The following is a 14361-nucleotide window of genomic DNA, read 5'->3' on the forward strand; positions in this document are numbered from 1 at the left end:
CGTCCGCCCCGCCCTCGCCGAGGGTCTCTCGGAGACCGACGGCATCCGTGCCGAGCACGCCATTCGCGCGGAGGAAGACCTGCTCTCGGTGCGCCACGCGGTCCGGGAGGCGACACTTCGGGTCGGTTTCGGACTCGTCGACCAGACGCGCATCGTCACGGCCGCGAGCGAACTTGCCCGCAACGCCTACGTGCACGGCGGCGGGGGCACGCTCACGCTGGAGATCGTCCGGCGCGGTGGCCGCCGGGGGCTGAGCCTCTCGGTGAGCGACCAGGGGCCGGGCATCGCCGACGTCGACGAGGCGCTCACGGACGGGTACACCACCGGTGCCGGTCTCGGGCACGGCCTGGGCGGCGCACGCCGCCTCATGGACGAGTTCCAGGTGCGGTCCACGCCCGGCAGCGGCACGACCGTCACCGTCCTGCGCTGGGTCGGACCGCGGTGAACACCGCCACGGCGGCCCGCAGCACGCACATCGCCATCGACCACCCCAGCGCCGTGCAGAGCGCGGCCGACCACGCCCGCTCGTGCGCCCGCGAGATGCCCGGCGCGCTGCCCTACCAGGCGGCCGTCCTCGCGAGCGAGCTGGCCAGCAACATCGTCAAGCACGCCCGCAACGGCGCCCTGTTCGTCCAGCGGTCGCCGCTCGGCGACAGCCTGGACGTCGTCGCCGTCGACTCCGGTCCCGGCATGCCCGACATCGCCCTGAGCCTCACGGACGGGTACAGCACCACCAGGACGCTGGGCGCCGGACTCGGCGCCGTGCGCCGGATCGCCACGGACTTCACCATCCGCTCCGAGGCGGGGTTCGGCACGCTCGCCCACGCCCGCCTCGCCGCCCCGGACGCGCCGCCCACCGCCGCCGCGCCGGGCGCGCTGTGCCTGCCCGCCGCCGGCCAGCTCGAGAACGGCGACGGCTACGCCGTCGTCGAGCACGGCGGTGTCCGGACCGTGCTGGTGATCGACGGCCTCGGCCACGGGCCCGAGGCCGCCACGGCCGCCCAGCGCGCCGAGCGGACCTTCCTGGCGAACCCCGCGGCCCCGCTCGCGGACGTGCTCACCGCCCTGCACAAGGCGCTGCGGCACACGCGCGGAGCGGCCGTCGGCGCGCTGCGCATCACCGCAGGGCAGGCCGAGTACTGCGGGGTCGGCAACGTACGCGGCGCGGTGGTGTCCCCGGAAGGCATCCACCACCAGTTCACCGGCCAGGCCGGCATCGTCGGCTACACCCTCCCCGCGCCCAGAAGCCGCTTCGTGGACCTCCACGAGCACACGACCGTGGTCCTGTACACCGACGGGATCGACCACCGGTGGACGCACGCCCCCTCCGACGCGCTCCGTACACTGCCTCCGGTGATGCTCGCGGCGTACCTGGCCCACAGCCACCGCCGCCGTCGCGACGACGCCACCGTCCTGGCCCTCGGCCCGCACCTGGGAATGAGATGACCCGCGAAACCTTCCGTACGCTCACGGCCCTGCGGCACACCGTACGAAGCATCGCCCTGGGGCACCGGCTGCCCGCCGACGACCGGGCGCGCCTCGTCCTGTCGCTGAGCGAGGTGGCCGCGGCGGCCCTCGGCGGCGGCCGTCCCGTCACCCTGCTGAGCGGCCGGGACACCGACGAGGACGGCTCCCACCTGCTGACCCTCGCCCTGCGTCTGCCGAGCCAGAACTCCGGCCCGGAAGTGGCCACCGACAGCCTGCCGCTGCGGGCGCGCACCCAGCCCGACGGCACGGTGGTGTGGAACCTGCCCCTGCCGCCGGCCGGCGCGCAGGGCCAGGCGGCCCCCGGCGTACCGCAGACGAGCCGCCCGCCCGCGACCCCCGCGGCGGCGCACAGCGGTGAGGCCGACATCGCCCTCCTGGAGGAGGAGCTGCGCGCCTCGCTCGCCCGCGCGGACGCCCTGGCCGACGAGCACCGCAGGCTCAAGCACGAACTGGCCGAGACGAACAGCGGCGTCCTCGCCCTGTACGTCCAGCTCGAAGAGCGCGACGAACAGCTGCGCACCGCGCACGGCCGCACCCTGCGGGCCCTGGAGGACGCGCTGCGCCCGCGGCCCCTGCACGTCGAGGGCCTGGAGCTGGCCGTGCACTACGCCCCGGCCAGCGACGAGGCGCCCACCGGCGGCGACCTCTACGACTGGTTCACCCTGCCGGACGGCACCGTCCACATCACCGTCGTCGACGCGCTCGGGCACGGCATAACGAGCACGCGCACCGCGCTGACCGTCACCCACGCGGTACGGACGCTGGCCCTCGAAGGCCACCCGCTGGAGTCGATCGTGGCGCGGACGGACTCCATCCTGGCGCCCTTCGACCAGAGCGTCATGGCGACCCTGCTGCTGGCCCGCCTTGACCCCGCCGACGGGAAGCTCAGCCTGGCCAACGGCAGTCATCCGCCCGCCTTGGTTGCCCGGGGCGACGGCAGCGCGGCGTACCTGGAGGTGCGCGGGCGCGGCGTCGGCTTCCCCCTGCCCGGCAGCGAACGCGTCCTGACCGCGCGCCTTGACGCCGACGACGTGCTGCTCCTGTACACCGACGGCCTCACCGAGAGCCGGCGCGACCCCGTCGAGGGCGAGCGCCGGCTGAAGGACGCCCTGTGCCGGCACCGCGCCGAACCCACGGAACAGGTCCCCGGCCTGGTGGCCGAGGACCTGCTCCATGACGTGCTCCACCAGGACGACACCCTGGCGATCGCGGTGCGCCGCACCGCGACGTGACGGGTCGCCCGACCCGTGCCGCGGGCTAGTCGGTCACGTCGATCCGGCCGTTGACGGCGGCCGGGGCCGCGGCCGGCTCCGGGGACGTGGTCTTGCCGCCGGTGATGCCCTTGAGGAGCTCGGCGAGGTCGACTCCCGTGGTGGAGCTGAGGAGTTCGACGCCCTGGGCGACGTTGTCGGCCACCGTGCGGGAGAGCTGGCTCGCGCCGTCCGTCGAGATGACCGTCATCTTGTCCACCGCGCCGAGCGGCTCGGACGCCTTGGCGACCACGCTCGGCAGCACCTCGACGAGCATCTGCAGGACGGCGGCGTCGCCGTACTGCGCGAACGCGTCGGCCTTCTTGCGCATGGCCTCCGCCTCCGCGGCGCCCTTCGCGCCGATCGCGGCGGCCTCGGCCTCACCCTCCAGGCGCACGGCGTCGGCGAGCGCGGCACGCTGCGCCTTCTCGCCCTCACCGGTCAGGCGCGCCCGCTCGGCGTCGGCCTCGGCCTGCTTGACCAGGCCGATCCTGCGGGCCTCTGCCTCCTGCTCGGCCTGGTAGCGCGCGGCGTCGGCGGGCTTGCGGACCTGGGTGTCCAACTCGCTGTCGGTGAGCGCCGCCTGGCGCTTGGCGACCTTCTCCTGCTCGGTCAGGACGTCCTGCTGGCGCGCGGCCTCGGCCAGCGGGCCCGCGGCGCTCGCGCGCGCCGCCGCCTCGTCCGTCTCGGCCTTGATCTCGGCCTGCTTGAGGTAGAAGGTCCGCTGCGCGATCGCGATCTCCTCCTCGGCCTTCAGGCGCGCCTGCTCGGCGGCGCGGCGTGCCACGGCCTCGGCGATGTCGGCCTCCTGCTTGGCGCGGGCGGCCTCCGGACGGCCGAGGTCCTCCAGGTAGGAGCCCTCGGTGGTGATGTCCTGGATCTGGAAGGCGTCCAGGACCAGGCCCTGGCCGGACAGGCTGGCCTCGGCCTCCTCGGCGACCTGCCCGGCGAACGCGGCGCGGTCACGGATGATGTCCTCGACCGACATGCGGCCCACGATGGAGCGCAGCGCGCCGGAGAGCACTTCCTGGGTGAAGCCGACGATGCCGTCCTGCTGCACCAGGAACCGCTGGGCCGCGGCCCTGATGGAGTCCTCGGTGCCGCCGACCTTCACGATGGCGACGCCTTCGAGGTTCGACTTCACGCCGCGCAGCGTGACCGCGCCGCGCACGGCGATCGGGATGTGCCGCGAGGACAGGTCGAGGGTGAACTTCTGCTGGACGAACGGGACGACGAAGACGCCGCCGCCGACCACGACCTTCTGGCCGCTGTTGTCGGTGATGACCTGGCCGGTGTTCGGGTCGGTGGACTTCTTGCCGCGCCGCCCGGTCACGATGAAGGCCTCGCTGGGCCCGGCGACCTTGTAGCGCGTGATGACGACGAGCGCCAACAGGACGAGGAGTACGACGACTCCGACGACGGAAATCAGAACGGGACTCATGGTGCATTCCCCCCTGCCACCCGGGGACGGCAGATCGGTTACAAGACGTATGGCAGTCGATGCGTGCGTGCGCGTGCGCAGTGCCGCGTGCGGGCCGGGCCCGCTCAGCGCTCCACGGGCCGCACGGCCACCGAGGTCGGCGACAGGGCCTCGTCGACCCAGATCTCGGTGCCCCGCGCCACGGCGACGGAGCTGCGGGCCGCGAACTTCACGGGCTGGCCCGCGAGGCGCAGCAGCACCTCGCCGTAGCCGTCGGCCGGGATCGCCGTGACCACGGAGCCCGCGGTGCCCACGAGGTCGTCGCCGCGCGGGGTCGGTGCGGTCTGGTCACGCATCAGGGCGCGGGTGAGCTTCCAGGTGAGCCAGCCCGCTCCGGTCCCGGCGCAGGCCCCCGCGACGGTGGCGGGACCCGCGCCGAGTCCGGTGGTACCGAGCACGAGCGCTCCGCCGAAGCCGAGCATGGACACGAACCCGGCGACGACCGGCAGTGAAAGGAGCCCGTCGAAGAGCCCGTCCAGCGCGCCCGCTCCTCCGAAGAGCCCTTCCAGGACCCCGTCGAGGAGGAGCGAGAGCACCAGCAGCACGATTCCCGCGATGCCGAGACCCAGAAAGACCGTCATCGGATCACTTCCCCCGTCATGCCGTTTCACCTCGGTACGGGGCGATCGTGACATGTCAGGGGCGACTCGTTCATTGCCGGTTTCCGGCAATCTTTACGCTTCTTTGATGCCGGTCCGGCGCGGGGTGTCGGTCCGCCCGGTTTCCGGGTTCCGTGCCCGGAGGCCGCCGGACGGCGCCGCTAGGCTGGCGCGCACCATGATCAGGTACTCACTTCCCGACGGCTGGCCCACCGACGAGCGGGCGGCGCGCGCCGTCCAGGACGAGCTGCGCACCCGCGTCGTCCTCGACGAGCCGGGGCCGCCGCCCGGCACCGGCCACGTGACCGGCGTGGACGTCGCCTACGACGACGAGCGGGACGTCGTCGCCGCGGCCGTCGTCGTCCTGGACGCCGCGAGCCTCGACGTGGTCGAGGAGGCCACGGCGGTCGGCACGGTGACCTTCCCCTATGTGCCCGGCCTGCTGGCGTTCCGGGAGATCCCGACGGTGCTCGCCGCGCTCCGCGGCCTGACGGCCGACCCCGGCCTGGTCGTCTGCGACGGCTACGGCGTCGCCCACCCGCGCCGCTTCGGCCTCGCGAGCCACCTCGGCGTCCTGACGGGCCTGCCGACGATCGGCGTCGCCAAGAACCCCTTCACCTTCGCGTACGAGGCGCCGGCCGCGCCCCGGGGGAGCGCATCGCCGCTGCTGGACGGCGCCGAGGAGGTGGGCCGCGCGCTGCGCACCCGCGAGGGCGTGAAGCCGGTCTTCGTCTCGGCCGGCCACCGGGTGGACCTCGCCCGCGCCTGCGCGCACACCCTGCGCCTGACCCCCCGCTACCGCCTCCCGGAGTCCACGCGCCGCGCGGACGCCCTGTGCCGCGCGGCCCTGCGGGAGGCGGTGACGGGCTGAGGAGCGGCGGATCCTGAGCACCGCTCAGCGGTACCCGTTGAAGGCTCAAAAGAGCGTCGGGTTAGCATATGAGCGCCGCCTAGCTCGAAAGATACTCCTGTGACTGTCAATGACGACTCGTTCACCAATTGGAAGCACCGCGAGGAGATCGCGGAGTCGATGATCCCCGTCATCGGGAAGCTGCACCGCGAGCGGGACGTCACCGTCCTGCTGCACAGCCGCTCCTTGGTGAACAAGTCGGTGGTCAGCATCCTGAAGACCCACCGATTCGCCCGCCAGATCGCCGGTGAGGAGCTCTCGGTCACCGAGACGCTGCCGTTCCTGAAGGCCCTCACGACGCTCGACCTCGGCCCCTCGCAGATCGACCTGGCCCTGCTGGCGGAGTCCTACAAGGCCGACGACCGCGGACTGACCGTCGAGCAGTTCACCGCCGAGGCGGTCGCCGGTGCCATCGGCGCCAACAAGGCCGAGCGCGGCGAGGGCCGCGACGTCGTCCTGTACGGCTTCGGCCGCATCGGCCGCCTCGTCGCCCGTCTCCTCATCGAGAAGTCCGGCTCGGGCAACGGCCTGCGGCTGCGCGCCATCGTCGTGCGCGGGGGCGGCGACCAGGACCTCGTGAAGCGCGCCTCGCTGCTGCGCCGCGACTCGATCCACGGCCAGTTCCAGGGCACGATCACGGTCGACGAGGCGAACAGCACGATCGTCGCCAACGGCAACGAGATCAAGGTCATCTACGCAGGCGACCCGTCCGAGGTCGACTACACGGCGTACGGCATCGAGAACGCCATCCTGATCGACAACACCGGCAAGTGGCGCGACCGCGAGGGGCTCTCCAAGCACCTGCGCCCCGGGATCGACAAGGTCGTCCTCACCGCCCCCGGCAAGGGCGACGTCCCGAACATCGTGCACGGCGTCAACCACGACACGATCAAGCCGGACGAGCAGATCCTGTCCTGCGCCTCCTGCACCACCAACGCGATCGTCCCGCCGCTGAAGGCGATGGCGGACGAGTACGGCGTGCTCCGCGGCCACGTGGAGACCGTCCACTCGTTCACCAACGACCAGAACCTGCTGGACAACTACCACAAGGCCGACCGCCGCGGCCGCTCCGCGCCGCTCAACATGGTCATCACCGAGACCGGCGCCGCCTCCGCCGTCGCGAAGGCGCTGCCCGACCTCAAGGCCCCGATCACCGGCAGCTCGATCCGCGTGCCGGTGCCGGACGTCTCGATCGCCATCCTCAGCCTGCGCCTGGGCCGCGAGACCACCCGCGACGAGGTCCTCGACTACCTGCGCGACGTGTCGCTGCACTCGCCGCTGAAGCGTCAGATCGACTTCACGACGGCGCCCGACGCGGTGTCGATGGACTTCGTCGGCTCGCGCCACGCCTCGATCGTCGACGCCGGCGCCACCAAGGTCGACGGCGACAACGCGATCCTCTACCTCTGGTACGACAACGAGTTCGGCTACTCGTGCCAGGTCATCCGGGTCGTCCAGTACGTCTCCGGGGTCGAGTACCCGACCTACCCCGTGCCGGTCTCCTAGGCACCGGCAGCTCCGCGCCGACGGGTGCCCGCCCACTGGAGGGGCGGGCACCCGTTCGCCGTTCTAGCGGACCGACGCCACCCGGAACGCGAGCCCCGCGGCCCGCAGCCGCGCCAGCAGCGCGTCCCCCATCGCCACGGCCGTGGTGACCTGCCCCGCGGTCGGCGGCAGGTCGTCCAGCGCGAGGCAGAGCGCCCCCTCGCCCAGCATCTTCGCCGTCTCGTCGTAGCCGGGATCGCCGCCCGAGACCTCGGTGAAGACCCGCTTGCCGCCGCCCTCGCCGACGAACCGCACCGAGAACGACGACTTGGCGCGCCGCTCGTCGCTCGGCCCGTCGCCGGGCCTGAGCCGCCCCGAAAGCCACCGCCGCGCGGCGGGCAGCTGGGCGGCCGTGACCAGACCGCCGACGGCGAGCGCGCCGCCCACCGCGACCGGCAGCGACTTCACGGCCGCGTAGTGCCGGTAGCGGAAGTCCGGCCCGTACCGGTCGAGGGCCCGCGCCGAGCGCTGGACCACCTGCGGGTCGATCGTCGGCAGCGGCAGCGCCCACGCGCCGACCTCGCCCGCGAACCGGGGTGCGCTCGGCGGTGCGTACGCCTTGCGGCCCACCAGGCGGGGCTCGTGCCGCCGCCGGTCCTTCGCGGCGGCCAGCATCTGCGGGCCCCGGCCGAACTGGTTGAGCGCGGAGGCGAAGGTGCCGCCGGAGAACTGGGCGGTCGCGCGAACGAACCCGTCGACGCGCAGCGGCACCCCTTCCGGCAGCTGCCCCACGGTGAAGTACGCCCCCAGGTCGTGCGGGACCGAGTCGAAGCCGCAGGAGTGCACGATGCGCGCCCCGGTCTCCCGGGCCCGCGCGTCGTGCCGGACGTACATGAGGTCCACGAACTCCGGCTCGCCCGTCAGGTCCAGATAGTCCGTGCCCGCCTCCGCGCACGCCGCCACCAGGTCCTGCCCGTAGGCCAGGTAGGGTCCCACGGTCGTGGCGACCACGCGCGCGTCCCCCGCCAGGTCGCGCAGCGAGGCGGGGTCGGCCACATCGGCCCGCACCAGCGGGAGTTCGGCGCAGGCCGGATGGTCCGCGGCCAGGCGCTCCCGCAGTCTCTCCAGCTTCGTGGTGTCGCGGCCCGCCAGAGCCCAGCGCAGCCCCTCGGGCGCGTGCGCGGCGAGGTACTCCGCGGTGAGCACCCCGACGAACCCCGTCGCTCCGAAGAGCACGATGTCGTACGCGCGATCACTGTTCTTGCTGTTGCGACCGGTCATGGCACCTCTCAGCCGTACGCCCCCGGGCAGTTGTCGGTGGCCGAGGCTAGCGTGAGAGGAGTGGGCCGCGACCAGGAGGTGTCCATGGCTGTCCCGAAAGGCGCCGTGAAGAAGTGGGGGAGCGTGCGGGCCTTCGCGCTCGGGCTGCCGGGCGCCACGGAGGAGTTCCCGTGGGGCGAGTCGGTCGCGAAGGTCAACAAGAAGGTGTTCGTCTTCCTCGGCATGGACGACGGCAGTCACCCCTTGGGGATCACCCTCAAGCTCACCGACGAGGCGGCGCACGCGCACGCCCTGACCGCGCCGGGAGCGGAGCCCGCGGGGTACGGCCTCGGCAGGTCGGGCTGGGTGCGCATCCCCCTGGAGGAGAAGGGTGCCCCCGCCGCCGAGCTGCTCTGCGACTGGGTCGAGGAGAGCTACCGCGCGATCGCCACGAAGAAGCTCGTCGCGGAGCTGGACGCCCGCGCGCGGTGAGCGTGACCCGCGCGCGACGACCTGGCGGATTCAGACCCCCGGAGCGTTCCGCACCGCGATGCCGTTCCGTTCGAGGAGCGCCGCGGTGACCCCGTCCCCGGCCACCAGCTCCCCGCCGAACGACCCGTCGTACACCGCCCCGCGCCCGCACGAGGGGCTGCGGGGCATCAGCAGCGCCTCGGTGCAGCCGCCGTGCCGCGCGGCCGCCAGCGCGCGCCGCGCGCCGGCCACGAACGCGGCCGTCACGTCGCGCCCGGTGTCCTCGACGACCCGCGCGGTGCCGTCCAGGACGTCGTGCCCGTCGCCTCCGACCAGTTCGGCGGGCCTGCGCGGTGTCGGCAGGCCCCGGCGGCCTCGGGGCAGAACGACACGACCCCGCGTCCCGCCACCGCCTCGTCGAGCAGGGGCGAGGCCTTGTCACGGCCGTCGTAGCGGCACGGAACTCCCCGCAGACACGCGCTGACCAGTACGGAATCCATGTCCTCAGGCTAGGCGCCGCCCGCCTCCGCCCGCCGCCGCGGGCCAGAATTGGCTAAGCGCTTGCTCGTCAAGGGCTTGTGCGCGGTGGAACACGTTCTTAGCATCACTGGTGTTACATCAGTTGTGTCATAGCGCTGGGGGCTCAATGGCAGTGCCGGGCAAGGGCGTTCACGGACCGCTCACCGGGGTGCGGGTGGTGGAGCTGGCGGGCATCGGGCCCGGCCCGTTCGCGGCCATGCTCCTGGCCGATCTGGGCGCCGACGTCGTCCGCGTCGACCGGCCGGGCGGCAGCGGTCTCGCCATCGACCCCGAGTACGACGTCACCAACCGCAACAAGCGCTCCGTCGTCGTCGACCTGAAGGCCGCCGACGGCGCGGCCCGCGTCCTCGACCTCGTCGAGCGCGCCGATGTCCTCATCGAGGGCTACCGGCCGGGCGTCGCCGAGCGCCTCGGCGTGGGCCCCGAGGACTGCCACGCCCGCAACCCCCGGCTCGTCTACGGCCGAATGACCGGCTGGGGCCAGGAGGGGCCGCTCGCCCAGCGCGCCGGGCACGACATCTCCTACATCGCGATCACCGGCACCCTCGGGATGATCGGCAACCCCGACGAGCCGCCCGCGATCCCCGCGAACCTCGTGGGCGACTACGCGGGCGGCTCGCTCTATCTCGTCGTCGGCATCCTCGCCGCGCTCCACCACGCGCGCGAGCACGGCACGGGCCAGGTCGTGGACGCCGCGATCGTGGACGGCGCGGCCCACCTCTCCGCGATGATCCACGGCATGCTGGCGGCCGGCGGCTGGCAGGACCGGCGCGGCGCCAACCTCCTGGACGGCGGCTGCCCCTTCTACGGCACGTACGAGACCGCCGACGGCGGCTACATGGCCGTCGGCTCCCTGGAGCAGCGGTTCTACGACGAGTTCATCGCGCTGCTCGGCCTCGCCGAGGCCGCGCCCGCCCGCAAGGACCTGGCCCGCTGGGGCGAGCTGCGCGACGCCGTCGCCGCCCGCTTCAAGGAACGTACGCGCGACGAGTGGACGGCCGTCTTCGAGGGCTCGGACGCGTGCGTGGCGCCCGTGCTCTCGCTGCGCGAGGCCCCCGCCCACCCGCACCTCGCCGCGCGCGGCACCTTCACCGACCACGGCGGCATCACCCAGCCCGCCCCCGCCCCCCGCTTCTCCGCGACGCCCACCCAGGTGCGCGGCGGCCCCGCGCAACCCGGCGCCGACACCGCCGAAGTGGCCCGCGACTGGGGCGTACCGGCGCTGCACGACGGACCGGCGCCCACCGAGGAGGAACACCACTGATGGAGATCTCCGCCACGCTCGCCTACGCGGGCGACCCGCGCGAGGCCGCCGACGGCGTCGCCGCCCTGGAGTCCGCGGGGCTCGACGCCGTGTGGGTCGCGGAGGCCTACGGCTTCGACTCGCCCACGATCATGGGCTACCTGGCCGCGCGCACGGAACGCATGAAGATCGGCGCGGCCGTCATCAACGTGTACTCCCGCACCCCGGCCCTGATCGCCCAGACCGCCGCCGGACTCGACGCGATCTCCCAGGGGCGCGCGATCATCGGGCTCGGCGCCTCGGGCCCGCAGGTCGTCGAGGGCTGGCACGGCAAGACGTACGACAGGCCGCTCGGCCGCACCCGCGAGACCGTCGAGCTCATCCGCCGCATCCTGCGCCGCGAGGTCATCGACCACCACGGCATCACGGACATGCCGCTGCCTCCGGAGAAGGGCGGCAGGCTCGGCAAGCCCCTGAAGATCCTCACCAGGCCGGTGCGCCCCGAAGTCCCGCTGTACGTCGCCTCCCTGGGCCCCGCCAACGTGACGATGACCGCCGAGATCGCCGACGGCTGGCTGCCCACCCTCTTCATCCCGGAGAAGGCCCACGAGGTGTGGGGCGCCGCGCTCGCCGAGGGCGCCAAGAAGCGGGATCCGGCGCTCGGGCCCTTGCAGACCGTCGCCGGGGGACTGCTCGCCATCGGCGACGACGCGGCGTCCGCGCGCGACCTCGCGCGCCCGCAGATCGCCCTCTACGTAGGCGGCATGGGCGCCAAGGGGAAGAACTTCTACAACGACCTCGCGGTGGCCTACGGCTACGAGGAGGCGGCCGCCCGCATCCAGGAGCTCTACCTCGCCGGGAAGAAGCGGGAGGCCGAGGCCGCCGTCCCGGACGAGCTGTGCGAACTGATGTCGCTGTGCGGGCCCGAGGGCTACGTGCGCGAGCGCGTCGAGGCCTTCCGGGCCGCAGGCGTCACCATGCTCAACGTCACCCCCGTCGGCCCCGAGCCGGCCAGGTCGATCGAAACCGTCAAGGGCTGGCTCTAAGAGGGCTCGCTGGTTCTAGAAGGGCTCCAGGAGGCCACGTACAGATGAAACGGCAGATCTTCACCGCCGAGCACGACGCGTTCCGCGAGACGGTGCGCACCTTCCTCGCCAAGGAGGTGCTGCCGCACTACGAGCAGTGGGAGAAGGACGGCGTCGTCTCCCGCGAGGCCTGGCTCGCGGCCGGCAAGCAGGGGCTGCTGGGCCTCGCCGTCCCCGAGGAGTACGGGGGCGGCGGCAACGACGACTTCCGCTACTCCGCCGTACTCGCAGAGGAGTTCACGCGCGCCGGCGCGGCCGGACTCGCCGTCGGCCTGCACAACGACATCATCGGCCCGTACCTGACCTCGCTCGCCACCGACGAGCAGAAGCGGCGCTGGCTGCCGGGCTTCTGCAGCGGCGAGACCATCACGGCCATCGCGATGACCGAGCCGGGCGCGGGATCCGACCTCCAGGGCATCCGCACCAGCGCCGAGGACCACGGCGACCACTGGGTGCTCAACGGCTCCAAGACGTTCATATCCAACGGCATCCTCGCCGACCTGGTGATCGTCGTCGCGAAGACGACGCCCGAGGGCGGCGCGCACGGCCTGTCCCTGCTCGTCGTCGAGCGCGGCATGGAGGGCTTCGAGCGGGGCCGCAACCTCGACAAGATCGGGCAGAAGGCGCAGGACACCGCCGAGCTGTTCTTCAACGACGTACGCGTCCCCAAGGAGAACCTCCTCGGCGAGCTGAACGGCGCCTTCGTCCACCTGATGACGAACCTCGCCCAGGAGCGCATGGGCATCGCCGTCGCGGGGATCGCCGCCGCCGAGCACCTCCTGGAGATCACCACGACGTACGTGAAGGAGCGCGAGGCCTTCGGGCGGCCGCTCGCCAAGCTCCAGCACATCCGCTTCGAGATCGCGGAGATGGCCACGGAGTGCGCCGTCACCCGCACGTTCCTCGACCGGTGCATCGTCGATCACTCGAACGGGGAACTCGACGCCGTGCACGCGTCGATGGCGAAGTGGTGGGCCACCGAGCTGCAGAAGCGGGTCGCGGACCGCTGTCTGCAACTGCACGGCGGCTACGGCTATATGACGGAGTACCGCGTCGCCAAGGCCTTCACGGACGGACGCATCCAGACCATCTACGGCGGCACGACCGAGATCATGAAGGAGATCATCGGGCGTTCCCTCCTCGGCTGAGCCCCACCGGCCGACCCCTCACCCTCAAGCACCCCCGAAAGGCACTCGCGTGACCACCGAAGCGTACGTATACGACGCGATCCGCACCCCGCGCGGACGCGGCAAGGCCAATGGCGCCCTGCACGGCACCAAGCCGATCGACCTCGTCGTCGGCCTGATCCACGAGATCCAGGCCCGCTTCCCGGACCTCGACCCGGCCGCGATCGACGACATCGTGCTCGGTGTGGTGGGTCCCGTCGGCGACCAGGGCTCCGACATCGCGCGGATCGCGGCCATCGCCGCGGGGCTCCCCGACACGGTCGCCGGCGTCCAGGAGAACCGCTTCTGCGCCTCGGGCCTGGAAGCGGTCAACCTCGCCGCGATGAAGGTCCGCTCGGGCTGGGAGGACCTGGTCCTCGCGGGTGGCGTGGAGTCGATGTCGCGGGTGCCGATGGCCTCCGACGGCGGTGCCTGGTTCGCCGACCCGATGACCAACTTCGAGACCAACTTCGCGCCGCAGGGCATCGGCGCCGACCTGATCGCCACGGTCGAGGGCTTCACGCGGCGCGACGTCGACGAGTACGCGGCCCTCTCCCAGGAGCGCGCCGCCGCGGCCTGGAAGGACGGCCGCTTCGGCCGGTCCGTCGTGCCCGTCAAGGACCGCAACGGCCTGGTCGTCCTCGACCACGACGAGCACCTGCGGCCCGGCACCACCGCCGACTCCCTCGCCGGGCTCAAGCCGTCCTTCAAGGACATCGGCGACCTCGGCGGCTTCGACGCGGTCGCGCTCCAGAAGTACCACTGGATCGAGGAGATCGACCACGTCCACCACGCGGGCAACTCCTCCGGCATCGTCGACGGCGCCTCGCTGGTCGCCGTCGGCAACAAGGAGGTCGGCGAGCGCTACGGCCTCACCCCGCGCGCGCGGATCGTCTCCGTGGCCGTCTCCGGCTCCGAACCGCTGATCATGCTCACCGGGCCCGCGCCCGCCACGCGCAAGGCGCTCGCCAAGGCCGGACTCACCATCGACGACATCGACCTCGTCGAGATCAACGAGGCGTTCGCCGCGGTCGTGCTGCGTTTCGTGAAGGACATGGGGCTGTCCCTGGACAAGGTCAACGTCAACGGTGGCGCGATCGCGCTCGGTCACCCGCTGGGCGCCACCGGCGCGATGATCCTCGGCACGCTGGTGGACGAACTGGAACGGCGGGACCTCCGGTACGGGCTGGCCACGCTGTGCGTGGGCGGGGGCATGGGCATCGCCACGATCGTCGAGCGGCTGTAGGGCCTCGCGCCGCAGAGGCCCGGGGCGCGTCGCCGACCGCGGATGCGCCGTGGTCGCTCGCGCGGTTCCCCGCGCCCCCGAGGCCTGCGGCTCCGCCGCGCCCTCCCCTCCCACCGCCTCTCCCCATCTGAGACTTCA

At 72.7% G+C, this 14361-nt stretch carries 13 protein-coding genes and 1 pseudogene; 10 read left to right on the forward strand and 4 right to left on the reverse strand.

Annotation, left to right across the window (positions count from 1 at the left end; genetic code table 11):
- Positions 1 to 43: 43 nt before the first annotated feature.
- Genes AB0L89_RS04630 through AB0L89_RS04640 form a run of 3 tightly spaced genes read left to right on the forward strand, consistent with a single transcriptional unit; the run spans position 44 to position 2720 of the window.
- Positions 44 to 445, forward strand: coding sequence for an anti-sigma regulatory factor (locus AB0L89_RS04630; RefSeq protein ID WP_365135536.1), 402 nt, complete (start codon positions 44 to 46; stop codon positions 443 to 445).
- On the forward strand, positions 442 to 1446 hold the full coding sequence (locus AB0L89_RS04635; protein WP_365134255.1) for a SpoIIE family protein phosphatase: 1005 nt from the start codon (positions 442 to 444) through the stop codon (positions 1444 to 1446). The genes AB0L89_RS04630 and AB0L89_RS04635 overlap by 4 nt, the downstream gene beginning before the upstream one ends.
- Positions 1443 to 2720 carry a PP2C family protein-serine/threonine phosphatase gene (locus AB0L89_RS04640; RefSeq protein ID WP_365134258.1) on the forward strand — a complete coding sequence of 426 codons (1278 nt, stop codon included), beginning with the start codon at positions 1443 to 1445 and terminating at the stop codon, positions 2718 to 2720. Before AB0L89_RS04635 ends, AB0L89_RS04640 begins: the two co-directional genes overlap by 4 nt.
- Before the next feature lie 25 nt (positions 2721 to 2745).
- On the opposite strand, the gene AB0L89_RS04645 is transcribed toward AB0L89_RS04640, so the two are convergent.
- Together AB0L89_RS04645 and AB0L89_RS04650 are read right to left on the reverse strand one after the other, a co-directional pair.
- Positions 2746 to 4179 carry an SPFH domain-containing protein gene (locus AB0L89_RS04645; RefSeq protein WP_365134261.1) on the reverse strand — a complete coding sequence of 478 codons (1434 nt, stop codon included), beginning with the start codon at positions 4177 to 4179 and terminating at the stop codon, positions 2746 to 2748.
- Positions 4180 to 4283: 104 nt separating this feature from the next.
- Entirely contained in the window at positions 4284 to 4799 is a 516-nt protein-coding gene (locus tag AB0L89_RS04650) for a hypothetical protein (protein WP_365134264.1), read from the reverse strand.
- A gap of 196 nt (positions 4800 to 4995) precedes the next feature.
- Between AB0L89_RS04650 and AB0L89_RS04655 the strand changes: the two genes are divergently transcribed.
- Positions 4996 to 5688, forward strand: coding sequence for an endonuclease V (locus AB0L89_RS04655; protein ID WP_365134267.1), 693 nt, complete (start codon positions 4996 to 4998; stop codon positions 5686 to 5688).
- A 99-nt stretch (positions 5689 to 5787) separates the two neighbouring features.
- Positions 5788 to 7233 (forward strand): glyceraldehyde-3-phosphate dehydrogenase, encoded by a 1446-nt coding sequence (locus AB0L89_RS04660; RefSeq protein ID WP_365134270.1) that lies wholly within the window; start codon positions 5788 to 5790, stop codon positions 7231 to 7233.
- A 63-nt stretch (positions 7234 to 7296) separates the two neighbouring features.
- On the opposite strand, the gene AB0L89_RS04665 is transcribed toward AB0L89_RS04660, so the two are convergent.
- The gene (locus AB0L89_RS04665; RefSeq protein ID WP_365134273.1) at positions 7297 to 8493 is read right to left on the reverse strand and encodes a saccharopine dehydrogenase NADP-binding domain-containing protein; all 1197 of its coding nucleotides are present in this window, start codon (positions 8491 to 8493) and stop codon (positions 7297 to 7299) included.
- 84 nt (positions 8494 to 8577) lie between these two features.
- Here AB0L89_RS04665 and AB0L89_RS04670 point away from each other — a divergent pair, with 84 nt between their 5' ends.
- Positions 8578 to 8964, forward strand: a complete 387-nt coding sequence (locus tag AB0L89_RS04670) for an MmcQ/YjbR family DNA-binding protein (protein WP_365134276.1) — start codon at positions 8578 to 8580, stop codon at positions 8962 to 8964.
- A gap of 30 nt (positions 8965 to 8994) precedes the next feature.
- Here the strand turns inward: AB0L89_RS04670 and AB0L89_RS04675 are convergent.
- Positions 8995 to 9443, reverse strand: a pseudogene (locus AB0L89_RS04675) (DUF523 domain-containing protein).
- A gap of 146 nt (positions 9444 to 9589) precedes the next feature.
- Here AB0L89_RS04675 and AB0L89_RS04680 point away from each other — a divergent pair.
- From AB0L89_RS04680 to AB0L89_RS04695, 4 genes are read left to right on the forward strand one after another with little or no spacing between them, the layout of a single operon-like run.
- Positions 9590 to 10747, forward strand: coding sequence for a CaiB/BaiF CoA-transferase family protein (locus AB0L89_RS04680; RefSeq protein WP_365134279.1), 1158 nt, complete (start codon positions 9590 to 9592; stop codon positions 10745 to 10747).
- The gene (locus AB0L89_RS04685) at positions 10747 to 11772 is read left to right on the forward strand and encodes an LLM class F420-dependent oxidoreductase (RefSeq protein ID WP_365134282.1); all 1026 of its coding nucleotides are present in this window, start codon (positions 10747 to 10749) and stop codon (positions 11770 to 11772) included. The genes AB0L89_RS04680 and AB0L89_RS04685 overlap by 1 nt, the downstream gene beginning before the upstream one ends.
- Positions 11773 to 11816: 44 nt before the next feature.
- Positions 11817 to 12959 carry an acyl-CoA dehydrogenase family protein gene (locus tag AB0L89_RS04690; protein WP_365134285.1) on the forward strand — a complete coding sequence of 381 codons (1143 nt, stop codon included), beginning with the start codon at positions 11817 to 11819 and terminating at the stop codon, positions 12957 to 12959.
- A 49-nt stretch (positions 12960 to 13008) separates the two neighbouring features.
- A complete protein-coding gene (locus AB0L89_RS04695; protein ID WP_365134288.1) occupies positions 13009 to 14223 on the forward strand; it encodes an acetyl-CoA C-acetyltransferase in 1215 nt (404 codons plus the stop codon).
- Positions 14224 to 14361 lie beyond the last annotated feature (138 nt).

The sequence above is a fragment of the Streptomyces sp. NPDC052114 genome (assembly GCF_040680155.1).
Classification (GTDB): Bacteria; Actinomycetota; Actinomycetes; order Streptomycetales; family Streptomycetaceae; genus Streptomyces.

Coding starts and splice junctions, on each gene's coding strand:
- AB0L89_RS04665 (WP_365134273.1), bottom strand. CDS start 8,493: ATGACCGGTCGCAACAGCAAGAACAGTGATCGCGCGTACGACATCGTG.
- AB0L89_RS04645 (WP_365134261.1), bottom strand. CDS start 4,179: ATGAGTCCCGTTCTGATTTCCGTCGTCGGAGTCGTCGTACTCCTCGTC.
- AB0L89_RS04680 (WP_365134279.1), top strand. CDS start 9,590: ATGGCAGTGCCGGGCAAGGGCGTTCACGGACCGCTCACCGGGGTGCGG.
- AB0L89_RS04655 (WP_365134267.1), top strand. CDS start 4,996: ATGATCAGGTACTCACTTCCCGACGGCTGGCCCACCGACGAGCGGGCG.
- AB0L89_RS04690 (WP_365134285.1), top strand. CDS start 11,817: ATGAAACGGCAGATCTTCACCGCCGAGCACGACGCGTTCCGCGAGACG.
- AB0L89_RS04640 (WP_365134258.1), top strand. CDS start 1,443: ATGACCCGCGAAACCTTCCGTACGCTCACGGCCCTGCGGCACACCGTA.
- AB0L89_RS04685 (WP_365134282.1), top strand. CDS start 10,747: ATGGAGATCTCCGCCACGCTCGCCTACGCGGGCGACCCGCGCGAGGCC.
- AB0L89_RS04670 (WP_365134276.1), top strand. CDS start 8,578: ATGGCTGTCCCGAAAGGCGCCGTGAAGAAGTGGGGGAGCGTGCGGGCC.
- AB0L89_RS04650 (WP_365134264.1), bottom strand. CDS start 4,799: ATGACGGTCTTTCTGGGTCTCGGCATCGCGGGAATCGTGCTGCTGGTG.